The sequence below is a fragment of the Microcoleus sp. Pol14D4 genome (genome assembly GCF_036701245.1).
Classification (GTDB): Bacteria; Cyanobacteriota; Cyanobacteriia; order Cyanobacteriales; family Microcoleaceae; genus Microcoleus.
Genome location: NZ_JAUBQM010000087.1, coordinates 1 through 20,899, shown reverse-complemented (window position 1 = coordinate 20,899; position 20,899 = coordinate 1). Strand labels below are relative to the sequence as shown.

General features: G+C 45.9%; 22 protein-coding genes. 10 read left to right on the top strand and 12 right to left on the bottom strand.

What is annotated here, in order from left to right; genetic code table 11:
• Positions 1–80: 80 nt before the first annotated feature.
• The gene (locus tag QUA33_RS23760; protein ID WP_333151702.1) at positions 81–755 is read left to right on the top strand and encodes a peptidoglycan-binding protein; all 675 of its coding nucleotides are present in this window, start codon (positions 81–83) and stop codon (positions 753–755) included.
• A gap of 638 nt (positions 756–1,393) precedes the next feature.
• On the opposite strand, the gene QUA33_RS23755 is transcribed toward QUA33_RS23760, so the two are convergent.
• Positions 1,394–3,268, bottom strand: a complete 1,875-nt coding sequence (locus QUA33_RS23755; protein ID WP_333151700.1) for a DUF1565 domain-containing protein — start codon at positions 3,266–3,268, stop codon at positions 1,394–1,396.
• Between the two features lie 222 nt (positions 3,269–3,490).
• Between QUA33_RS23755 and QUA33_RS23750 the strand changes: the two genes are divergently transcribed.
• Both QUA33_RS23750 and thiS read left to right on the top strand, forming a co-directional pair.
• Positions 3,491–4,573 carry a thiamine phosphate synthase gene (locus QUA33_RS23750; protein ID WP_333151698.1) on the top strand — a complete coding sequence of 361 codons (1,083 nt, stop codon included), beginning with the start codon at positions 3,491–3,493 and terminating at the stop codon, positions 4,571–4,573.
• A 97-nt stretch (positions 4,574–4,670) separates the two neighbouring features.
• Complete coding sequence (gene thiS / locus QUA33_RS23745; protein ID WP_333151696.1) at positions 4,671–4,883, top strand: sulfur carrier protein ThiS; 213 nt, start codon at positions 4,671–4,673, stop codon at positions 4,881–4,883.
• 302 nt (positions 4,884–5,185) lie between these two features.
• Here thiS and rpmA read toward each other — a convergent pair whose 3' ends face one another.
• From rpmA to QUA33_RS23720, 5 genes are all read right to left on the bottom strand, one after another.
• Positions 5,186–5,485 carry a 50S ribosomal protein L27 gene (gene rpmA / locus QUA33_RS23740; protein ID WP_190738131.1) on the bottom strand — a complete coding sequence of 100 codons (300 nt, stop codon included), beginning with the start codon at positions 5,483–5,485 and terminating at the stop codon, positions 5,186–5,188.
• 27 nt (positions 5,486–5,512) lie between these two features.
• Positions 5,513–5,905: a 50S ribosomal protein L21 gene (gene rplU / locus QUA33_RS23735; RefSeq protein WP_333036112.1), complete on the bottom strand. Its 393-nt coding sequence runs from the start codon at positions 5,903–5,905 to the stop codon at positions 5,513–5,515.
• Between the two features lie 263 nt (positions 5,906–6,168).
• The gene (locus QUA33_RS23730; RefSeq protein ID WP_015176895.1) at positions 6,169–6,384 is read right to left on the bottom strand and encodes a hypothetical protein; all 216 of its coding nucleotides are present in this window, start codon (positions 6,382–6,384) and stop codon (positions 6,169–6,171) included.
• Positions 6,385–6,708: 324 nt separating this feature from the next.
• The gene (locus QUA33_RS23725) at positions 6,709–7,218 is read right to left on the bottom strand and encodes a DUF3122 domain-containing protein (protein ID WP_333151694.1); all 510 of its coding nucleotides are present in this window, start codon (positions 7,216–7,218) and stop codon (positions 6,709–6,711) included.
• Positions 7,219–7,328: 110 nt separating this feature from the next.
• Positions 7,329–8,372: a hypothetical protein gene (locus tag QUA33_RS23720; protein ID WP_333151693.1), complete on the bottom strand. Its 1,044-nt coding sequence runs from the start codon at positions 8,370–8,372 to the stop codon at positions 7,329–7,331.
• Positions 8,373–8,610: 238 nt separating this feature from the next.
• On the opposite strand from QUA33_RS23720, the gene QUA33_RS23715 reads away from it, so the two are divergent.
• Together QUA33_RS23715 and QUA33_RS23710 are read left to right on the top strand one after the other, a co-directional pair.
• Positions 8,611–9,516, top strand: coding sequence for an AraC family transcriptional regulator (locus QUA33_RS23715; RefSeq protein ID WP_333151691.1), 906 nt, complete (start codon positions 8,611–8,613; stop codon positions 9,514–9,516).
• Positions 9,517–9,669: 153 nt separating this feature from the next.
• Positions 9,670–11,196 (top strand): NB-ARC domain-containing protein, encoded by a 1,527-nt coding sequence (locus QUA33_RS23710; protein ID WP_333151688.1) that lies wholly within the window; start codon positions 9,670–9,672, stop codon positions 11,194–11,196.
• A gap of 16 nt (positions 11,197–11,212) precedes the next feature.
• On the opposite strand, the gene QUA33_RS23705 is transcribed toward QUA33_RS23710, so the two are convergent.
• On the bottom strand, positions 11,213–11,584 hold the full coding sequence (locus QUA33_RS23705) for a c-type cytochrome (protein WP_333151686.1): 372 nt from the start codon (positions 11,582–11,584) through the stop codon (positions 11,213–11,215).
• A gap of 74 nt (positions 11,585–11,658) precedes the next feature.
• A complete protein-coding gene (glpK, locus tag QUA33_RS23700; protein ID WP_333151684.1) occupies positions 11,659–13,146 on the bottom strand; it encodes a glycerol kinase GlpK in 1,488 nt (495 codons plus the stop codon).
• Positions 13,147–13,244: 98 nt separating this feature from the next.
• Between glpK and QUA33_RS23695 the strand changes: the two genes are divergently transcribed.
• Positions 13,245–13,829 carry an endonuclease dU gene (locus tag QUA33_RS23695; RefSeq protein WP_333151682.1) on the top strand — a complete coding sequence of 195 codons (585 nt, stop codon included), beginning with the start codon at positions 13,245–13,247 and terminating at the stop codon, positions 13,827–13,829.
• 127 nt (positions 13,830–13,956) lie between these two features.
• On the opposite strand, the gene QUA33_RS23690 is transcribed toward QUA33_RS23695, so the two are convergent.
• Both QUA33_RS23690 and QUA33_RS23685 read right to left on the bottom strand, forming a co-directional pair.
• The gene (locus QUA33_RS23690) at positions 13,957–15,159 is read right to left on the bottom strand and encodes a hypothetical protein (protein ID WP_333151680.1); all 1,203 of its coding nucleotides are present in this window, start codon (positions 15,157–15,159) and stop codon (positions 13,957–13,959) included.
• Positions 15,160–15,464: 305 nt separating this feature from the next.
• Positions 15,465–15,596: a hypothetical protein gene (locus tag QUA33_RS23685; RefSeq protein WP_333151678.1), complete on the bottom strand. Its 132-nt coding sequence runs from the start codon at positions 15,594–15,596 to the stop codon at positions 15,465–15,467.
• 506 nt (positions 15,597–16,102) lie between these two features.
• Here QUA33_RS23685 and apcA point away from each other — a divergent pair.
• The 3 genes from apcA to QUA33_RS23670 all read left to right on the top strand — a co-directional run bounded on the left by apcA (position 16,103) and on the right by QUA33_RS23670 (position 17,719).
• Positions 16,103–16,588, top strand: a complete 486-nt coding sequence (apcA, locus tag QUA33_RS23680) for an allophycocyanin subunit alpha (RefSeq protein ID WP_332959487.1) — start codon at positions 16,103–16,105, stop codon at positions 16,586–16,588.
• Positions 16,589–16,764: 176 nt separating this feature from the next.
• Complete coding sequence (gene apcB, locus QUA33_RS23675; RefSeq protein WP_006634930.1) at positions 16,765–17,250, top strand: allophycocyanin subunit beta; 486 nt, start codon at positions 16,765–16,767, stop codon at positions 17,248–17,250.
• A gap of 265 nt (positions 17,251–17,515) precedes the next feature.
• Entirely contained in the window at positions 17,516–17,719 is a 204-nt protein-coding gene (locus QUA33_RS23670) for a phycobilisome linker polypeptide (protein WP_006634929.1), read from the top strand.
• Between the two features lie 111 nt (positions 17,720–17,830).
• Here the strand turns inward: QUA33_RS23670 and QUA33_RS23665 are convergent, their stop codons facing one another.
• A complete protein-coding gene (locus QUA33_RS23665; protein WP_333151676.1) occupies positions 17,831–18,253 on the bottom strand; it encodes an EamA family transporter in 423 nt (140 codons plus the stop codon).
• 36 nt (positions 18,254–18,289) lie between these two features.
• Here QUA33_RS23665 and QUA33_RS23660 point away from each other — a divergent pair, with 36 nt between their 5' ends.
• Positions 18,290–19,510 carry an FtsW/RodA/SpoVE family cell cycle protein gene (locus tag QUA33_RS23660; RefSeq protein WP_333151674.1) on the top strand — a complete coding sequence of 407 codons (1,221 nt, stop codon included), beginning with the start codon at positions 18,290–18,292 and terminating at the stop codon, positions 19,508–19,510.
• A gap of 463 nt (positions 19,511–19,973) precedes the next feature.
• Here the strand turns inward: QUA33_RS23660 and QUA33_RS23655 are convergent, their stop codons facing one another.
• On the bottom strand, positions 19,974–20,627 hold the full coding sequence (locus tag QUA33_RS23655) for a Crp/Fnr family transcriptional regulator (protein WP_333151672.1): 654 nt from the start codon (positions 20,625–20,627) through the stop codon (positions 19,974–19,976).
• Positions 20,628–20,899: the final 272 nt, after the last annotated feature.

Sequence of the window (20,899 nt, the reverse complement as noted above, 5' to 3'; positions counted from 1 at the left end):
CAATTCCCAATGCCCAAATTCCCAATTTTTTCCAGATTTGATGTACGATCGCTACCAGTTTTGCAGAGGTCGAATTCCCAATGTCCCAAAACTTGACAGCAAGCTGGAATGAAGCCCGCGAGGTTCCAAGTTTGCTCTTCGGCTGGAGTTTGTGCGGTTTATTGGTAATGGGATCGATCGCCCCTACTCCTGCTGTCGCACAGCTACCTATCTCCGAACAGAGTAACAGCAACAGCCCGATCGCTCAAACAGGTGCGCTCGTCCGCCCCACGCTCAAATTGGGCAGCCGCGGCTCGGAAGTGAGCGAACTCCAAGCTGCTCTTAAATTATTGGGCTTTTACCCTGACACTGTTGACGGGATTTTCTCACAAAGCACCGCTAGAGCTGTGTCTCACTTCCAAGAAGCAGCAGGCCTGCCTCCCGACGCCATAGTCGGTCAAGATACTTGGAACCGGCTGTTTCCTGCAGCTAGCGCGATCGAAAACCCCATAGCCAACGCTCCTGTAACTGCCGATAACTCAGAGATTAACCCCCAAGCGCAGCCAACAAATTTTCCGGTTTTAAGAAGACGAATGCGGGGGGCGGCAGTCAGAGATTTGCAAGAGCGGCTGCGGGCCAAGGGATTTTTGCGGGTGAGTGCTGACGGCGTGTTTGGCCCGGAAACTCAAGCTGCTGTCAAGGCGGCTCAGCGACAATATCAACTGCCAGCAGACGGCATTGTCGGCCGCGCAACTTGGGAAGCTCTGCTGCGTTGATAGCAAGCGCAAAGTGCCGGATATGCACGTTGCGGTATCGGGCGATCGTACAAATTGTTAATAATCGCTTTTGGAAGTATTTCATCACATCAAAAAGTGTCAAGTTTGGTAAACAACGTGCTTTTATGCGCGCAGTTGGTGTTAACTTAAAAATATGAGGGGCAAAACCAAGAAGCACAAAAAACTTGGATAAAAAACTTGGAATTAGAGTATTTGTCCCGCTCGGCTCTAGTCCGCAGGCAACGCCTGAACCGTGTAGCTTATTAGCAAAGAAAGGTTGATATTGCGATTCGTATTGGTTAGATAGCTTGAGGCTATTAGATTAATCAAAAGTTGCGATCGCAAAACAGTCAAACACAGAAGTCTGAATAGACTCCGCTGATAGCTAGCTCGTATGCAGAGTAGTTGCAAAAAAGTCCACCTTAGTTGTAGTTTGCTGAAACTCAGCAGAGCTAAAAACCCACTTGAATCAACTTAATTTACAAACTTTTTAGGGTCTGGCATCCGATATGCTAGGCCCTAAAATTTTGTTGTTGGTTATTGGTTATTGGTTATTGGTTAAGCTCCTTTAAATGCCGAACAGCTTAGCCGGAAAGGATATTCCCAATGCCCAATGCCCAATACCCAATGCCCAATAACTATTTAATCTCCTCAATTCGAGCATTCAAACCGTTATCGCTGAGCATTTGTAGCAATTCATCAGCTTTTTCGCGTTCCCGAAAAGCACCGGCTTGCATCACCGGTCGCCCGCTGGAAAAAGAGCGAAAAGCATCGGGAACGAGGGATTGCATTTTTTGTCGATCGCCCGGCCTGTCGGTATCCACCACAACTCGATACCGGAAACCCAAAGCTCTGGCTCTATCAAATGACGGCGAATTATCCTCGGCATCGGGCAAAGAATTCCCCCCTAAAGGTGCAGGTACATAGCCGCCCCTTCCGATAGGAATGTTGCGGCCCGGAACAGGCAATCTACCTTCGGAAGCAACCGAACTGGAACTATCAAAATTGGGAGGAATAATTGGTTGCTGTACCGAACTTTCCGAAACCGAGCGATAATTCGGATCGGGCACGGGAATTGCTATCGCGCCTTGGACTACCGATGAAGCAGCGGCATTCCTCGGAGAAAGCTCTTGCTGCAACTGAGCGCTTCGCGGTGCGGGTCGATTTTGCACTGGTCGCCTAGAAACTGGCGCAGTCGGGGGAAGTGGCGCTCTTTCTACTCTGGGACTTAGCCGCCCGGGAGTGTAAGCCGGGAGAGAAGTGTCTGGGCCACCGATGCTGGGAGGTCGATCGGCCCTTAGCTGCAAAGCACTTCCCCCCATTGGCGGCGTAAAAGTTCCTGCCACATCAACCGAACCCGTCGTCCGGCTGCTCAACAATTGATTGCCGTAAGCTGGGATTACTTGACCTTTTGCCGCATTGTTGACATCGTACTGGCCGTTGTTGCGAATGACATTGCCCCCCGGTTCGGCGGCAGTTCCCAAATCCGGCAGAGAACTCGCGATCGCCACAATTCCGTCCCGGCGATTACTCTCGATATAATTGTTACGCAGCACAGGTCTAGCATTAGCTTGCACGACCACGCCATCTTTATTGCGAGTAATTTTGTTACCGATTAGCAGAGGCGAAGCGTTCTGCGCTACATTCACCCCAAATCCGGTGTTTTCAAACACATTATCTCGAACTTCCGGCTGGGAACTGCCAAAAATAGTAATGCCGTTAGCTCCATTTTTCGAGAAAACATTTCCGCCAATCGTCGGCCTGGAAGTACCGACTACCGAAATGCCGTCGTGAGTGCTCCCAGAAAAAGTATTGTTAACAATCGTTGGAGAACTCGATTCGATCCACAAAGCGTAACCGCGATAGTTGGTATTTGTCACCGTCACCCCGCTGAGTCCCGCCCCGTCTGCGCCTAAAATCGCAATATTTTGACCGGCCGAAGTCGGACTGATAAAGTATCCTCCGCCTTTGATGACAATATTCTGACCGCGAGTGTTGGGATTTCCCTGAACTGTCACGCTAGGCCTGAGCATTAATGGAAATTTTTCGCCGGTTTGCTCGCTGTAAGTACCGGGCGCTAGCAAAATCGCTGTTTTGGGCGGGGCCACGCTTAAGGCGTAGGTAAGGGTTTTAAAGGGAGCTAGATCGCTGCCGTTGCCTCCTGTGTCGCTGCCGCCGGTCGAGCTGACGTACAGTATGTTAATCTCGCTCTGCAGCGTCTGAGAAAGTAGCTGCACTCCCGGTATCCCGGCAGCGATAACTGACGGTTGATGGTTGCAAAGGGCGGTCATCGCAAAGACGAGCAGAAGGCAAGAACTCAAACAAGATTTTTGCGATCGCTTTTCTTTGCACTCGCTATATTGAGAATTTAGGAGCATAAATAAACCCCACTGATTTGCGGTCCGAGTTCCGCTTCCCGAGTTCGGCGTCGGGTTTTCGCGATCGCACTTTGATTTCACCCGCCTGCTGGGGTTTTCTTCTGTTAATCTTTTGTGTTGTTCTGCTAACCTCACGGCTCTCCTCCGAAGTGTGGTATGCAGTTTAACGATTCCACTCTCATCAAGTTTGATCTATTATGCTTTGTTTTCATCAAATTCAATAAAACTTAAAAAATTATTGTCGAATTTACATTGGTTTATGCCAAGATTAAGCCGCCTGCTTTGCCACAATCTTGACGGCGTGGGAGAATATAGCGGTTTGACTGGTACGATTAATTATAATTAGGGTGGTTCTGAATGACCGACAAACAAAACAGAACTTTACCGGCACAGCCAGCCCTCTGCCGGATTTTAGATGCAAATTTAGATCGATCGCGCGAAGGGTTGAGAATTATTGAAGAATGGTGCAGGTTTGGTCTCAACAACGCCGATTTAGCTGGCGAGTGCAAGCAACTGCGTCAAGAATTGGCTGCTTGGCACGTCGCAGAACTTCGCAGTGCTAGGGATACGCCGGCCGATCCGGGTACGGAGTTGACTCACCCGCAGGAAGAGCAGCGTTCGAGCATTCAGCAGCTACTGGAGGCGAATTTCTGTCGGGTGGAAGAAGCTTTGCGGGTACTCGAAGAGTATGGCAAAATTTACGATCGGAATATGGGCGCGGCTTTTAAGCAGATGCGCTATCGGGTTTATACTCTCGAAAGCAATTTGCTGGCTTACCGGCGCTACCAGCAGTTACTTCGATCGCAGTTATACCTTGTAACTTCGCCGAGAGACAACTTGATGGGAGTCGTGGAAGCTGCTTTGCAAGGCGGACTGACTTTGGTGCAGTACCGCGACAAAACCTCAGACGACGGCGCAAAGCTGGCTAACGCGCGCCAGTTGTGCGAACTTTGTCACCGCTACGATGCTTTGCTGATTGTGAACGATCGCGTGGATTTGGCTATTGCAGCCGATGCCGACGGCGTACACTTAGGGCAGGGAGATTGGCCTGTGGCGGAAGCGCGCAAGTTGCTCGGCCCGGGACGCATCATCGGTTGTTCGACTACGAATGGCGAGGAAATGCAGCGAGCTATTGATGCGGGAGCCGACTATATTGGAGTTGGACCTGTTTACTCCACTCCTACTAAACCTGATAAACAGGCGGCAGGTTTGGACTATGTGCGGTATGCTGCTGATAAGTCGCCGATTCCGTGGTTTGCGATCGGCGGAATTGATATCAACAACCTCGATGAAGTATTGAATGCCGGAGCTCAAAGGGTTGCCGCAGTGCGCGCGATTATGGAAGCAGAACAGCCTACTTTAGTCACGCAGTTTTTCATATCGCAGTTGATTCGGATGCAGAATCTGAAAGCTCAAAAAGCTTTGCACGGAAAAAGCTAGGTTTATTTGCGATTTGTAGGGCGGGTTTAGCACAGGAAATCTGTGCATAAAATATAATTTTGTTACCAAACCCGCCCTAAAAACTGATATTTTACTGATGATAAATCAAATTGCGCTGCAAGTTAACGGAGAAACCCGCAATTGTGCGATCGACACACCGTTACCAAAATTACTAGAACAATTGGGATTAAACCCGCGTTTGGTGGCTGTGGAGTACAACGGGGAAATTCTGCACAAACAATTTTGGGAAACTACACAAATGCAAGAGGGCGACATCTTAGAAATTGTCACAATTGTCGGAGGAGGCTAGCCACAAATGGGCGACAAATTAAGCCTTAAATTGTCACCAATTGGCAGAACCTAGGAATGCCGCTTGCAGTCAAGTCTAGATCCCCCTAAATCCCCCTTAAGAAGAGGGACTTTGAGAAGAATCTTGTTTCCCTAAATCCACGTTAATTAACAGGGACTTTGAGAAAAATCTGGCCCTAAATCCCCGTTAATTAACAGGGACTTTGAGAAAAATCTTGTCCCCCCCTTATTAAGGGGGGCTAGGGGGGATCGAGACTTTGAGACAAACAAAAGAGACTTAAAGAACGCCGCAAAATATCGCAATTAAACTGCGACAGCTTCAGCCACGGGTTCAGCCACAGGTGCTGCTACAACAGGATAAATGCTGACTTTCTTGCGAGTTTTGCCTTTTCTTTCAAAAGTCACCACACCGTCAATCATGGCAAACAGAGTATCATCTCTGCCGATACCAACATTATTACCGGGGTGAACTTTAGTGCCGCGTTGGCGGATCAAAATGTTGCCAGCTTTGACAACTTGACCGCCGTACTTTTTGACACCCAGACGCTGAGAATTAGAATCGCGTCCGTTACGTGTACTGCCTGTACCTTTCTTGTGGGCCATAATATCCTCAACTGTATTTACTATTTTTTATTCTGAATCAGTTTCGGCGGTTTGGGGGGTTTCAACAACTGCTTGAGTTAAGTCTCTGGCTGCTAAGACTGTACCGTTGACGCTAATCGAGTCAATCATAAAGCGAGTTGTTTCTTGACGGTGCCCTTTTTTCTTCCGAGTTTTCTTTTTCGGCTTCATCTTGTAGACGAGGACTTTGCGGCCCCGGAAATGCCGGAGAACCGTTCCTTCTACTGTGGCATTTTCTAGTAGAGGCTGGCCGATATGAACCTCGCCTTCGTGCTGGATCAGAAATACTTTGTCTATGGTGACTTTGGATTCAGCTTCAACGTGAAGCAGTTCGATGTCGTAGAAGCGGCCTGGTTCTACCCGAAATTGTTTGCCGCCGGTTTCAATGATTGCGTAAGTCATGGGATGGTGGTTGAAATTGCCGTACAGGTAGCTGATGAGTCATTGGTCATTGGTCGTTGTGGACTTTTGACTGCTGACTGCTCTCCAGCTTTTGGAATGTCTTAACCTGATCCGAGCCGGATTTAGACAGACAATCTACCATTATTGCGGATTGTTGGAGTTTTGTCAAGTTTTATGGCACCGGAAATTTCTAATTAGGGATAAAAATAGAAGATGCTGTCACCTTTTTATCCCATTTCTCCAAAAGGTCGATCGAACTGGGTTCAAGCCGTCGCAGAACATTTGCGCGATCGTAACAATTCCAAAGCTTGCTGTTTCACCCTACCCTCCATCACCTCTTTTTGCAAATTAATAAAAGCCTCAAAATCTTCTAAACCGTACTTAGTCATCTGCAACTGCTGTCGCAACTGTTCTTCGGCCTCAACCGTTAAGTAACCTGTTGCCAAAGCTTTGCGGACAATTTTACTGATTAAAGTCATAGTAGCTTCACCCTGAATACACCTACGTTAAAACACTGAAGTTTTGTCAACCGACTAACTCAACTTTTAGTTTGTTTCATAATTACCCTTCAAATAGGTTAAATCTACCTTAAGGTCTATGTAAATAAAGTTATTTTTGATACATCGATGAAACTGTAGCGATTTTTAATGTAGAGTGCGATTAAATTGGTATCTTGAATTTATGTCAGACAAGGTTATCTTTCAAATACTTTACATCTACCTTAAGGCAGATTTAAACATAGCGATTTGTGACATTGGCAATTGTATTGATATTAAATGTAGAGTCCGATTAAATTGGTAGATTTAGTTTCTGTCTAACAACAGCCGCCATTCTCTCACAGCAAAAGGAGGAACCAGCAATTCTGTTTCTTTTTGATTTGTCACGGGCAAACTCAACAGCAAAGGTCGATTACTTTCCAATTGTGAAATTATTGATTTGAAATCGTATTCTCCGACATTAATTGGCAAACCCGACTCGTTCCAAATATCATTAGCCTTGCCAATTTCGCGCTTACCCGCCGCAACTTTCAGCGGAACAGGATGCTGCAATTCTGTTCCTGGAAATCCTACTAATCTTAGATTTAAAGACTTTACTACTCCCGACTTTACTCGCTTGTACAAAACAACTTGCCACGCTTTGTCATCAGTATCGCGCAGGCTTTGTACGGATCGGAACATTACTGTCTCGGCAGTTTCTGGATATTTGTGAATCGAGGCGAAAGCGGGCGGGCTAAGCGCTAAGATTAGATACAAACACAAGCTAATTACAGTTAAAGCCTTGATGAGGGAAGGTTTTGTACTGACATTGTTCATAGGATGACCAAAATATCGCTTGTTACCCAAAAGTTTAATAGATAAAAAAGTAGGGTACGTCGCAGGCACCCTACTACTCATTTTAAACCTAGATGAATCCAACTGCCTGCTTAGGCGGGGGGAAGAGCATAAAAAGCAACCCCCTCATCCCGGAAATCTGACCTCCCCTGTACCGCCAGCCGATCCGCTTGGCTTGCGGTGAAAAAGTGTGTAATATTTTGCGGATTTTCCCGTTCCCTCGCCAGGTTAGTAAAACGATAGACGGGTATCGCACCCGAAACTGCTGTGTTATATGAATTGAAAGCGTCTCCGTCAGCACGGAACTGCGGTAAGTTGTCGCGAACAAACTGTATTTCAGTAGGTTTATTCGTATAGAAAAAGGTTCCTGATGCTGTATTGAAGAAGCGTTGAACCTTTGCGTTACCGGCGGCTGGAGCGATAAATTCATCGCCTTCACTCTGATAACGAGCAGGGTTGTTTAGTCGGTCATTTTTCTCGATCGGGTCTGTGGTATAAAAATGCCCTCCTGCCACCTTGTCAAAGAAACGCCGGACGGGAAGATTGCCTGTTAGAGGGTCGCCGCTACCGCCCCCGATGATGTTGTTGCCTTGTGCATCTAAAGTCGCACCTGTTACGGGGTCTTTCAAGGCGACATTGCCATTGGGAGTTGAAACCTGTAATGTGAAAGGCTGAGAATTTGATGGTAACGTATCAAAGCTAGTCACGCGGACTACATAGTCCACACCAGGCGCACTTTTAAGGGAAGTAAGACCAGTGGGGAACGTGGGTGTTATTGGAACTCTGGTAGTACCCCCTAGACCCGTTGGTGGTGGTTGTATTGGAACAATGGTATCAGGAGTTATTTTTGAGTTTCCTCCGGAGACACCGCCGTTATTATTATCCTGAGCAATAAGAATACCCGTATCAGCGACATTCGTACCCTTGCTGCCTTTGGGTATCTGAAAGACTTGCACGTAAGGGTCATAGCCAGTACCCGGATCTTTAAAAAGACCAATTGATATTGGCTGATTAACTAACTCTACCTCTAAGATGTAATCTTTAGCGCGAGTTGTTGCAGAACCATCTAACAGGTCGGGAGTTGGGATAACCCTGTCTGTTGCAGTTAGCTGATTTCTCAGTTGAATTGATGCCATTTAAGCTGTCCTCTTAACTTTTATGATAGCAGGTGTTATAAAATCCTGCCTGCTACATTTATAAAACACTCAATACCGATAAGTTACCTAACAGCTATTAGTATTTTTATTAGGTATTTTTCTGAGAATTACTCAATTTGGCATATTATACAGAAAGTTTCCGTATAACTACGAGTTATAAGGATGAGGTAGCTAGTGGGAAAAATTTTATCCATAGGGATTGGAAGGACTGAAAAAGATGCTAACAGAAAGACCTTTAGCTGTTGATTATTCTCAACAAGATGCAACTTCAAAGTTTGTTCAGCGCCCGTTAATTCACTCCAGTCATGACGCGGGATGGAAAAATATTCATCTAGCACACTATCAACTGCCTGCAATGGAAATTCCTGAAACATCTGGTTCTCAACATATAATTTGTCTTCCATTTTGGAAGCAGCCAACAGAAGTGGAATTAGCCTTTGATGGTAAGCGTCACCTAGTGCAGCATGACCGGGATGAAACGGGTTGCATTGAAATACTTCCTGCTTACGCACCTATTAAGGCTAGGTGGAGTCAGGAAAATGATATCACTCACTGCTACCTTGAGCCTACATTTCTTAATCATGCCGCCTATGAGTCAGTAAACCCAGATCGAGTTGAAGTTAATCTCACGCTTAAAAAACCCGATCCGCTAGTTTGGCAAATTATCTTAGCACTGACAGCAGTATTGGAAAACGATCCAAATAATAGTTGCTTTTATGCGGATTCAATGGCGACGGCTCTAGCGGCTCATTGCTTAACATATTACTCAACCCGTAAGCATATTCTGATAGAATATGAAGACGGCTTGTCAAAATACAAACTGAAGCAAGCTATTGAATACATCAACGATCGTTTTAGTGAAAATGTATCGTTAGCAGAAATTTCAGCAGAATTAGGTATGAGTCAATACTATTTCTGTCGATTGTTTAAGCAATCAACTGGAATGACTCCTCATGCCTACTTAATTCAGCAACGAGTAGAGCGATCGAAGGAACTACTAAAGCAGACAGAATGGACAATAAACAAAATTGCGATCGAGTGTGGCTTTGCCAATCCCAGTCATTTTGCAAAGTGCTTTCGCCGATACACAGGCATTTCACCTAAACAGTTTCGCATGATTTAGCAAGATTATGTTCTAATCGCAAGGAAGTGTTCGACTTGAACTGGCAAAACAGATTAAAGTCGCTTACAAGGTTGCATCAGGTGCATCTAACTTTTTCGGACAGACAAAGTAGCTGTATCGAGTTGACGGGGTGTTTACTTATTATGAATATACATGACACAGCGAAATAAACTTTTACAAATACCAGCACAGAAATTTATAGAGGCTGCGGCTGGCTGGAATCTCGAACAGTTATATGCAGACTTGACAGCAGCCAAACAAGAGTACGCCAGCAGTAGAAAGCAGCGACTCACTCCTTTAGAAAAAACTTACCTGCGAGGATTGCTTTGCAATTATAGTCCGGTGGAAATCGCCGCCGCACTCCACCGCGAATGTGCCGGTATTAGAGTAGACTTATCGAGAGGGCTGTATCGCTACATTCAAGTTTTGACGCTGCAACAACCGAAAGACTGGAAAGAAATCCCAAAAATGCTAGAAATACGTGGTTATCAACAAAATGGTAGTGGAGAAACATTGCTTCCTACATTGAGAAATTCTACTCAAACTCCCCAAACTCCCATCGAAAATCAAACTGAATCGGGGCTAGCGGTGGATACGTCTATTTTCTACGGGCGCACAACAGAACTTGCTAACTTAGAACAATGGATTTTACAAGAAAACTGCCGCTTAGTTGCTGTATTGGGTATGGGTGGCATTGGCAAAACTGCTTTAGCATCTAAGCTAACAAATCTGATTAAACACCAGTTTGAGTGCGTAATTTGGGTCAACCTCAGTCATGCACCTGTGTTGGCAGATACTATAATAAATTTAATCGAATTTTTATCTGATAAACCGCAAAGCGATTTAGAAAAATTGCAGTTAATTACTCATGATAAAAAACTTTTTCAATCGGCGCTCTCGCAGCTTGACTTTTCCCTGGAGAACCTAATCGCTTCCACAAATGCAATAGAACAGACAATCATCGCTGATGGTATCCAGCGCCTGATTCAGTGTTTACAAAAGCGTCGATGTTTGATAATCTTAGATGAGTGGGAAGCTGTTTTCTGCACTGAGCAGTTAACAGGAAATTATCGAGAAGGATATCAAGTGTATGGGGAATTTCTGAAACAAGTAGGAAAATCGCAGCATCAAAGTTGCTTGCTGTTGACTAGCTGCGAAAAACCTAAAGAAATTGCGGCGTTAGAAGGTCAAAATCAATCGGTACGGTCATTGAAATTGGGTAGTTTGGGAGAAGCGGCTGTGGAAATCCTTAAAAACAAGGGTTTGTCTGAAGAAGGTGAATACTCACAATTGATAGAGGCATACAGCGGCAATCCTTTAGCGTTAAAAATAGTAACGACAACTATTCATGATATGTTTGGGGACAGCATTGCTAAATTTTTAAGAAATGGGCTATTTCTGGGAGATTATAGCGATACATTATCTCGGCAGTTTAATCGCTTATCAGGATTAGAAATCCAGCTATTACACTGCATGGCGAAAGAAGTCAAGCCTGTTGGTTGTGAAAATTTGCACTCCGATATTCAGCAAGAGAGGGGTTTAGAATTGCTGAAGGCGTTAGAATCGCTTTTAAGACGATCGCTAATTGAAGCAGTTCAAGCCGAAAGTGAAACTCTGTTCGCGCTTCAACCTGCGATAAAGCAATATCTGATGTCTGTGGCAAGATTGCCTAAGCTATAAATAATCTACCGAGGTTCTATTTCCAATCGGTTTCGGCTTGGGATAGCACGTAAGCTGAAACCTCGATAATTTGTTGTTCCGACAAACGATCTTTGTAAGCGGGCATAATACCTTTGCCGTTGGTTACTAAGTTGGAAATGTTGGCGATGGAATCCATGCCGTATTTTTTTAAAGCTTTTTGTTTCAAGTTTTTGCCGCGCCTGATAATGTTGCTGCCGTTGATGTGACAGCCTGCACAGTTGGCACTGAAGACTTCGGCTGCGGTTGTGGAATTTGTAGCTGTATCTGCGATCGCAATTTGGGAATTAGTGGCGATTTCTACAAATGCCAGTGTCAGTATCAATAGAAAGGCGGTGAGAATTTTTTTAAAGTTCTTTAGGGAAATCATCTATTTGCAAGTTGAAAAATAGTGCGGGATTTAATGATATCACTAAATACGCATTTTCGGGTTAAATCAGCGATTTATTCTTCCCAATCGAATGTGCGGGAAACTGCTTTTTTCCAAAAGCGATATTTTTGCTCGCGAAGGGCGATCGGCATTTTCGGCTCCCAAGTACAATCCACCGCCCAATTGTCGCGCAATTCGGCTAGCTGACTCCAAAAGCCCACCGCCAAACCAGCCGCATAAGCCGCACCAAGTGCAGTAGTTTCTGCTACCACAGGTCGCACCACAGGCACTCCCAAAACATCGCTCTGAAACTGCATCAGCGTGTGATTTCCCACCATACCTCCGTCTACTTTTAAAGACAAAAGCTGCACTGCTGAATCCTGATTCATCGCATCCAATATTTCCCGCGTTTGCCACGCTGTCGCTTCCAATACTGCGCGGGCAATGTGTGCCTTAGTCACGTACCGAGTTAAACCTGCAATTACTCCCCGCGCGCTGTCTTTCCAATAGGGTGCGTAGAGTCCCGAAAATGCCGGTACAACGTAAACTCCCCCACTATCTTCGACTGTATTTGCTAATGTTTCTACTTCAGCAGATGTGTTGATGATGCCCAAATTGTCCCGCAGCCACTGCACTAGAGCTCCGGCGATCGCAATACTGCCTTCCAAAGCATACACAGCGGGCGATTCCCCCATCTTGTAGGCGACTGTTGTTAGTAATCCTTGCTTTGAAGGGACGATCGCCTCACCGGTATTCAGCAGCATAAAACAGCCCGTACCGTAAGTATTTTTCGCCTCCCCCGGACTGAAACAAGTTTGCCCGACGAGGGCGGCTTGCTGATCGCCCAAAGCAGCAGCAATCGGAACACCTGCAAGCAATCCTTTTGCAGTGCCAAAAACTTGACTCGAAGGGCGAATTTCTGGCAGCATCTGGCGGGGAATTGCCATTATTTCCAAAGTTTCCGCATCCCAATCGAGGGTTTGCAAATCCATCAGCATCGTGCGGCTGGCGTTGGTAACATCGGTAATGTGCGCGCCGCCAGTCAGGTGCCAAATCAGAAAAGTATCGACATTGCCAAAAATCGCATCCCCTCGATCTGCTGCTTCCCGCAATCCTGGAATATTGTCCAGCATCCACTTAATTTTCGGCCCGCTGAAATAAGTTGCCAGCGGCAAACCGCATCGTTTTTGAAATCGATTTTTGCCCTCAACCTCAGCTAATCGATCGCAAATAAAGCGAGTGCGGGTATCTTGCCAAACAATCGCATTTCCGTAAGGTTTGCCAGTTTTTCTGTTCCAAACAATAGCAGTTTCGCGCTGGTTGGTAATACCGAGAGCAGCAATATCTTGCGGGTCGATATCGCCTATTTCGAGGGTGTTTTTAATTACGCTTTGAGTGCGCTGCCAAATTTCATCGGGATTGTGTTCAACCCATCCTGGTTGCGGATAGATTTGCTGGTGTTCTTGTTGGTTGCTGCAAATTATCTGTCCCAGGCGATCGAATATGATAAATCTGGTGCTGGTGGTTCCTTGGTCGATGGCTGCTACGTATTTTTTTGCCAATTGTCTAAAACCTTTTTAGTAATGAGATATTTAACGTATATGATACTATGTAAGACACAACCTAATCTCAAAAACTTTAGTTTAGGGAACTCCACAAGTTGAAACTGGCAGATTTGCTCAGGCTCGATCGCACAATTAAAGTTATTGGCTTTGACGACGCTCCCTTTTCTCGTACAAGCGGGAGTCTGGTGTCGATCGCAGGCATAGTCTGCGGGGGAACTCGATTTGAAGGAATGGTGTGGGGACAAGTCCTCCCCGACGGATTAGATGCCACGGATGCTATTTCTGGGCTACTCCTCGGAGGCAAATTTCTGCCGCAATTGCATCTGGTTTTGCTAGACGGAATAGCTTTCGGCGGTTTCAATATTATTGACCTTCCCGAGTTAGCATCGCGGCTGCAAATTCCTTGCGTTGCTGTCATGCGCCGGCAACCAGATTTAGATGCTGTTGAAAAAGCCCTCCGCCATTTACCCGACTCGGAATACCGTTTACAATTGTTGCGCCGCGCCGGGAAAATTCACGCTTTTGAACCTTTCTTTTTTCAAGTTTGCGGCGAACAACCGGAAGTAATAGCGAGGGTTCTCCAGCGTTTGACAGACACTGGTAAAGTTCCTGAAGCTTTGCGTTTAGCTCATTTGATTGGTGCGGCGGTAATTACTGGAGTTAGCAGCAGTTCTGCTTGAATAAGAGCGAATAGAACGGGCAAGATGCCCGTTCCACAAAGAGAAATTTTTTGTGTGGGTTGGCATCCTGCCCGCCATGAAAAGCTGATTGTAAATGAAGTTATTCGATGAGTTTGTACCTACTTACTTACACAATTTCGCCGTCAATTTCGCCGAATTCGATTTTAGTTCCCAAGGCCAAAGTTAGGGTACTTTCAGGTTCTACCATTTTTATATCGCCTTGACTGTCTGTAACCCACCAAGCGCGATCGCACAAATTTGTCAATCCTAACGAAAGCTCGTTTCTCGATCGAGAAGTGACTATAGCTACAAGACCGTTAGATGCTGCGGCTGTTAAACTCGGTATGTCAGAGGTAAATAGTTGAGTTCCCGCACTCAGAGGAATAACTCGACTGCCTAATTTTAGAGATAATTGGCTGCTAGTAAAAGAATTTACTGCGGGCTGATCTGATATAAAGGTAGGCGGAATATTTGCTGGTGTTGGCGCTGGCAAGTCAGAGTTTCCTACTGTAATTGTACAGTTACCGATTCTCTTTTGGTCGCCCGATCGCAAATAACTGACCGCCCCGCTATCGACATTCTCGCAAACAATTTGACCTGCTTCCAATTGAAACCGCATGGCCAAGGGCGAAACATTAGGAATGCAGATAATAGACAAATTTTCATCACTGCCAAAAGTCACTGGTTCCGAACCCAGAGTGAGAGTGCGATTTGCTCCGGTATCGTAACTAATTACCAGCCAAGCTTTGTTAAACAAAGTTTCTGCTACAACTAGCATAATTCCAATCCAAAAACCGATCGCAGCACAGCCAGCTAAGCGGCCTGCGGTACCAGATAGATTGTAAGCAAACAGAATAAACAAACAGCCGCCCAAAACTCCTCCAACACCGCCGCCTCCCGTGCCGCGAAGCGCTCCCAAATTAGGAATCCGCTGTGCAAGTCCCAGTCCTAACAAACTGCCAGCTATTCCCCAGCAAATTACTCGCAATAATTCGTTGTTTCCGTCGCCAATTCCGCTGTAAATACCTTCGGCGATCGCCCCAGAAATCGCTCCTGCGATTAAACCAAACAATCCGCCATTTTTTAAAGCCTGTTTAATTTGAGGCTTGCCTTTGATATAGTAATAATAGCCGAACATGATAGCAGTAGCAATACCACCGCCTACCAATCCAAACCAGCGACCTGTAGACAATACACTGTCAAAAAAAGATTCCGAACCAGGGAGTCGCTGCATGAAAGGTTCGGTGATGAGATTGCCGACGAAACCGCCGACAGCACCGCTAATCCCAAACTGCAAAGCTTTTTTAAGGGCTGATAGATTTCTTTTCACGGCGCACCAGATTAAAAGTGAGAGTCAAATCTAGCTACAAGCTCGAAAGTTACGATTTCCGATGATTCTGATATCTGGCATCGCGATCGAGAACAGGGCCGACGGCCTGTTGCACAAACACAAAGAGTGAGTGTTCTTATGGGTAGTAGGGGTTGGGGAGGAGCCATGGGTGTCAACTTAAGCTTTTAGTCCGCCAGTCTTCCCGCTCACCCGGCAGTCATAAGCAGGAATGAATTCCCGCTTATGACTATCGGTTTTACCTTAAGTTGACAGGCCTTGGACAAGAGATCCCGCCCGTCCACGATTTATTGAGAATGGTGCAAGATGTGAGACGATCGCACATCTCCCCCTCTGTCTCCCTTTCCTCTCAGCAAGAAGTCTTTGACCCTCGTGCCGTCGCCCGCCACAATTTCCCCTCTATGCTGGATCGGCTGCAACCCTTGCTGCCAGATAATTTTAGCAATTTTTTGATCCGTGAAATTTTAACGCAGAACACCCTAGCGAGGGCCCAAATATGAAAAGGAATGTTACAAACTATTACAGTAACACTCAGAATGTGAACATAATGCCTCAAAATACTTGCGAGAGGTAGTTGTGTCAGAGAAGCAATATTCTTACTAACTGCCGGACAGTCACTCGATCGCCACTAAGTGGCCTGCTGCAATCTCGATCGTAAATTAAAGATCGCATCAGTCATTTATGGTATTGTAAGCGACAGGCTTAGTGCGAGCACTCACAACCGCACCGGCGTGAAGAACCAGCGCCGTTAAGCACCGAAGGCAGTCACCCACCAACAACTTCAACAGTTGCTGAGTGTGGAAAGTCCAGCCTTCCCCGTCAAAGCTCCTGCCTGAGCAGGAAAGATACGGGACGCAAGCGCCCGCCTTCGCTAGCTCAGCGCAGAGCAGTTCATATAGCAAAATATCCAGCGGGTACACACAAGATGAGTATCGTCACCAAATCAATCGTCAACGCAGACGCCGAAGCTCGCTACTTGAGCCCAGGTGAATTAGATCGGATCAAGAGCTTTGTCACCTCTGGTGAACGCCGCGTCCGCATCGCCCAAATTTTGAGCGAATCCCGCGAACGCATCGTCAAGTCAGCAGGCGACCAACTTTTCCAAAAGCGCCCTGATGTTGTTTCTCCCGGCGGCAACGCTTACGGCGAAGAAATGACCGCAACTTGCTTGCGCGACCTCGACTACTACCTGCGTTTGATCACCTACGGAATCGTAGCTGGCGACATTACTCCGATCGAAGAAATCGGTATTGTCGGCGTCCGCGAAATGTACAAATCTCTCGGCACCCCGATTGAAGCCGTCGCCGAAGGCGTTCGCGCTATGAAAAGTGCAGCAAGTTCGCTGCTGTCTGGAGAAGATGCTTCCGAAGCTTCCTCTTACTTCGACTACGTTATCGGTGCGATGCAGTAAGGAATTTCGATTTTAGGTTTTCGATTTTAGATTGAAAAATTGGGGGTTGCCGGCAACAAGTTAAAAGCTTTTGCAAATAACCAGCCATTTAAAAATCTTAAATCCCAAATCCCAAATCCCAAATTCTAGCTCCAAAATTGGACTGACTCAGCCACTTTCTAGGAAACAAGACAACCATGCAAGACGCAATTACCGCCGTTATCAATTCCTCTGACGTTCAAGGTAAGTACCTGGACATCAGCGCTCTAGACAAGCTCAAGAATTACTTTGCTTCTGGCGAACTGCGCGTCCGCGCCGCTACAGCCATCAGCGCCAATGCAGCCACAATCGTCAAAGAAGCAGTTGCTAAGTCTCTGTTGTACTCTGACGTAACTCGTCCCGGCGGCAATATGTACACCACTCGTCGTTATGCAGCTTGCATCCGCGACTTGGACTACTACCTCCGCTACGCCACCTACGCTATGCTAGCTGGCGACCCTTCCATCCTCGATGAGCGCGTGCTCAACGGTTTGAAAGAAACCTACAACTCCTTGGGCGTGCCCATCGGTTCTACCGTACAAGCAATCCAAGCAATGAAAGAAGTCACCGCTGGTTTGGTCGGTTCTGACGCTGGTAAAGAAATGGGCGTCTATTTCGACTACATCTGCTCTGGCTTGAGCTAAGACTCAGGAAGAAGGAAGAAGTAAGAAGGAAGAAAGAAGAAGAAATAACATTTATTTCTGGCGTCTTTTAACTTTTAACTTTGGACTTGTTACCTTTGGCTTTGAAAAGAGGTCAGGGAAGTTGAGAGTGATTGCTAGACCGTCAAAGGCTTGTCGAGAAAGCCCGACGAGTTTTAACGAGCTAGTTTTGACTCCTAACTCCCTGCCTTCAATCTTTAAGAAATCCATCTAATAATCTGTAAACCTACTCAGGAGTTAGTTTCCCATGAGAATGTTTAAGGTGACTGCTTGCGTCCCCAGTCAAACTCGCATCCGCACTCAGCGCGAATTGCAAAATACCTATTTTACTAAGCTCGTTCCTTACGACAACTGGTTCCGGGAACAGCAAAGAATTATGAAAATGGGCGGCAGAATTATTAAAGTGCAACTGGCTACCGGTAAGCCCGGAGCTAATACAGGTTTACTTTAAGAGCCGAAGCTGGATTAGTAGAGGGGTAAGAGGTCGCGATCGACCTCTTTTTTGTTGTTATAGTAGAAGGATGAATGTCCAAAGTTGTTAATCTAATCATTGACCAATATTTCAATAAGCAGAAAGTATAACTGCGATTATCGCTAAGAAAACAGCAAGCATTTGTGGTAATGTAATAGCCTCTTTTAAGAATAAAGACGATAATAATATAGTAATCAGCGGGTAGATAGACGTAACACTCACTACATTGGCAACTTCACCTTTACCAAGGGCTATAAAAAATACTAATGATGCCACCGTGCCACAAACGCCAACTAACATGGCAAACAAAATTCCCCTAACATCTCCCTCAAAACTAAAATTATTAGTTTGGATAATAATAAATAAAGTACTTAAAATAGCGCCAATTGCTTCATAAACAAAAGCAGTTTTGTAGTCAATATATTTAGTCGCTAAATTGCCAAAAAATCCCCACAAACCATATAATAGCGAACAGATTAATGCGTAAATTAACCAATCTGGTACTTTAGCCATCTTTGTTAGAGTTTATTGAGATCATTCTAAAATCCTATGGCTAACGACATTCGACGCTTGATTCCATTTTTTGACCCCAGCGCGTCTCAATGGGCCGCTGAGGCCCGGTGGCTCAGGTGGCTGACTTTTCTGTGGCTGTTTGTTGGGCTGACAGCATTGTTTTCGGCTTCCTATCCCATTGCCAATTATGAATTTGGAGACGGCCTTTATTATTTTAAACGACAGCTAATCGCAGTGGCGATCGGGCTGGCCGGTTTTAACTTGATGGTATACTCCCCCCTGCGCTACCTGCTGAAAACAGCTCAGTTAGGCGTTTTGTTGCTGCTGGGATTGCTGTGGTTGACCTTGGTTCCGGGGGTGGGAACCACTATAAACGGGGCGACTCGCTGGATATCTCTGGGACCGGTTCCGATTATTCAACCTTCTGAGTTGATTAAGCCGTTTTTTGTTCTCCAAAGCGCCCGCATTTTCGGCAACTGGCCCCGGTTGACGAATAAAGTTCGCTTAACTTGGCTGTTAATTTTCGGTGCAATGCTTTTGGGAATTCTGTTGCAGCCGAATTTGAGCACCACGGCTTTGTGCGGGATGACTTTGTGGTTGGTGGCTTTGGCTGCGGGCTTGCCTTACTTGCAGTTGGGCGCAACGGCTATGGGGGGAATGCTTTTAGCCGTTTTAAGTATTAGTTTTAGAGAATATCAGCGCCGCCGGATTATGTCTTTTCTCAATCCTTGGGCCGATCCGATGCAAGATGGCTATCAGTTGATTCAAAGTCTCCTGGCTGTGGGTTCTGGGGGCATTTGGGGTGTGGGTTTGGGGATGTCCCAGCAAAAGTTATTTTATTTGCCTATTCAGTACAGCGATTTTATTTTTGCTGTGTTTGCTGAGGAGTTTGGTTTGGTGGGAGGTTTTTCCCTGCTGCTGATGTTGGCGGCTTACTCTACTGTGGCTTTGAGAGTAGCGATGAAGGCTAGAAATAGTGAGAGTCAGTTGGTCGCGATTGGGGTGATGGTGGTGATGGTGGGACAGTCGCTGCTGAATATTGGGGTAGCGACGGGGGTTTTGCCGACTACGGGTTTGCCACTGCCGTTTTTTAGTTACGGGGGTTCTTCGATGTTGGCAAGTTTGTTGTTGTCGGGGTTGCTGATTCGGGTGGCTAGAGAGAGTTCCGAGGCTGATGTGGTTTCTTTAAACGGCCTCCGTGGAAAGCCGGGAAAGCCGAACTTGCGATCGAACAACGGCACTACACAAACTGAATAATTTGTCAATAGTAAACACACCGGATTAACTTCCAGGCAGAGCCTGGGAACCAATCCCCAGAGGAAGAGCCTCGATTCTGGCTGGGGCAAATTGGAGGCCCAGCCTCCGGATCTGCGTTACCAGGCTCTGCCTGGTAACGAGTAATAGCTGATAAAAACTAACGATCGACTATTTCCGCCCGTCACCTTTATTGGGCGGTTCTTCTTGTTGTTCTTGAGGTTTAGCTGTGATGTCAGTTAATTCTTTTTTGTCTGGTTGCGGTGTTTCTGGAGTTGAGTTAGCCATTGAGTTTTGTCCTAAATAGATGCACCGCTTAATTATATCTTTTCCAACTGCAAAGTTATAGCTGTAGATAGGGAGAGGAAGAGCCAGACAAACAATTCTCATACACAGAGATTTGATAGCTAAAACTGGAAGACTTTATGTAAATGCAAAAAAGTGTAAATGCAAATTGCTATCGGTTCTACACTGATTGAGAGTTGCAGCCAAACAAATCCGATGTGGACGCAAAAACATCTTTGTTAAGAATTAAATGCCGATCGCCATCTCGACTGATTAACCCTTGCTGCTGCAATTTTCCCAGCATTCGAGTTACTGTTACCCGCGTCGTGCAAATAGCATTAGCAATATCTTGATGTGTCAAGCGGATATTCAAACGAGTTCCTTCAACCACAGGCTGACCGAATTCCTGTTGCAATAATAGCAGTAGCTGATACAAACGGTCATCTACTCGTCGCTGTCCGGCGATCGCTAAAATTGCTTCCATTTGCCGCAGCCGCCGTACCATTTGAGGCAGCAACTCGTGAGCCAATTGAGGAGAAGCTTCGATTTCCACCATAGAATACCACATCAAATAAATATCGGATGTCGCCGTAGCTCGGTAAGTCTGCAAGCTTGTCAACCACAAACCGAAGCACATCGAAGGCCCAACCCAACCCAAAAGTCCTTCTTCTCCGGTTGGATAAAGCGTACTCAGTTGTGCTAGACCTTGACAGACTCGCCAAAGGCCATGCGACATCATAGGAATGGTTTCGCCCTTAGCATAAAAATGCAAGTTTCGAGTAGCTCCTGTGTTATGCTGGATTTCCGCTAAAAGTGCTTTGGATGTTGGTGGCATATCCCTTATTTCCAGCTAAAAAACATTTGTCTGAGACCTACGCCTCTGACTCTAACCGACCAAGGTAAAGGTTAGGTAATCGTCTGGTTAGCGGCAAGATAAGCTTTAGTTGTTAGTTGTTAGTTGTTAGTTGTTAGTTGTTAGTTGTTAGTTGTTAGTTGTTAGTTGTTAGTTGTTAGTTGTTAGTTGTTAGTTGTTAGTTGTTAGTTGTTAGTTGTTAGTTGTTAGTTGTTAGTTGTTAGTTGTTAGTTGTTAGTTGTTAGTTGTTAGTT

What these genes read in the sequence shown, in the direction of transcription:
- QUA33_RS23665 (WP_333151676.1), bottom strand. Translation starts at nt 18,253, where the DNA reads ATGGCTAAAGTACCAGATTGGTTAATTTACGCATTAATCTGTTCGCTA.
- thiS (WP_333151696.1), top strand. Translation starts at nt 4,671, where the DNA reads ATGATAAATCAAATTGCGCTGCAAGTTAACGGAGAAACCCGCAATTGT.
- QUA33_RS23730 (WP_015176895.1), bottom strand. Translation starts at nt 6,384, where the DNA reads ATGACTTTAATCAGTAAAATTGTCCGCAAAGCTTTGGCAACAGGTTAC.
- rpmA (WP_190738131.1), bottom strand. Translation starts at nt 5,485, where the DNA reads ATGGCCCACAAGAAAGGTACAGGCAGTACACGTAACGGACGCGATTCT.
- apcB (WP_006634930.1), top strand. Translation starts at nt 16,765, where the DNA reads ATGCAAGACGCAATTACCGCCGTTATCAATTCCTCTGACGTTCAAGGT.
- QUA33_RS23660 (WP_333151674.1), top strand. Translation starts at nt 18,290, where the DNA reads ATGGCTAACGACATTCGACGCTTGATTCCATTTTTTGACCCCAGCGCG.
- QUA33_RS23655 (WP_333151672.1), bottom strand. Translation starts at nt 20,627, where the DNA reads ATGCCACCAACATCCAAAGCACTTTTAGCGGAAATCCAGCATAACACA.
- QUA33_RS23710 (WP_333151688.1), top strand. Translation starts at nt 9,670, where the DNA reads ATGACACAGCGAAATAAACTTTTACAAATACCAGCACAGAAATTTATA.
- QUA33_RS23715 (WP_333151691.1), top strand. Translation starts at nt 8,611, where the DNA reads ATGCTAACAGAAAGACCTTTAGCTGTTGATTATTCTCAACAAGATGCA.
- QUA33_RS23750 (WP_333151698.1), top strand. Translation starts at nt 3,491, where the DNA reads ATGACCGACAAACAAAACAGAACTTTACCGGCACAGCCAGCCCTCTGC.
- QUA33_RS23670 (WP_006634929.1), top strand. Translation starts at nt 17,516, where the DNA reads ATGAGAATGTTTAAGGTGACTGCTTGCGTCCCCAGTCAAACTCGCATC.
- QUA33_RS23760 (WP_333151702.1), top strand. Translation starts at nt 81, where the DNA reads ATGTCCCAAAACTTGACAGCAAGCTGGAATGAAGCCCGCGAGGTTCCA.
- QUA33_RS23705 (WP_333151686.1), bottom strand. Translation starts at nt 11,584, where the DNA reads ATGATTTCCCTAAAGAACTTTAAAAAAATTCTCACCGCCTTTCTATTG.
- apcA (WP_332959487.1), top strand. Translation starts at nt 16,103, where the DNA reads ATGAGTATCGTCACCAAATCAATCGTCAACGCAGACGCCGAAGCTCGC.
- QUA33_RS23725 (WP_333151694.1), bottom strand. Translation starts at nt 7,218, where the DNA reads ATGAACAATGTCAGTACAAAACCTTCCCTCATCAAGGCTTTAACTGTA.
- QUA33_RS23720 (WP_333151693.1), bottom strand. Translation starts at nt 8,372, where the DNA reads ATGGCATCAATTCAACTGAGAAATCAGCTAACTGCAACAGACAGGGTT.
- rplU (WP_333036112.1), bottom strand. Translation starts at nt 5,905, where the DNA reads ATGACTTACGCAATCATTGAAACCGGCGGCAAACAATTTCGGGTAGAA.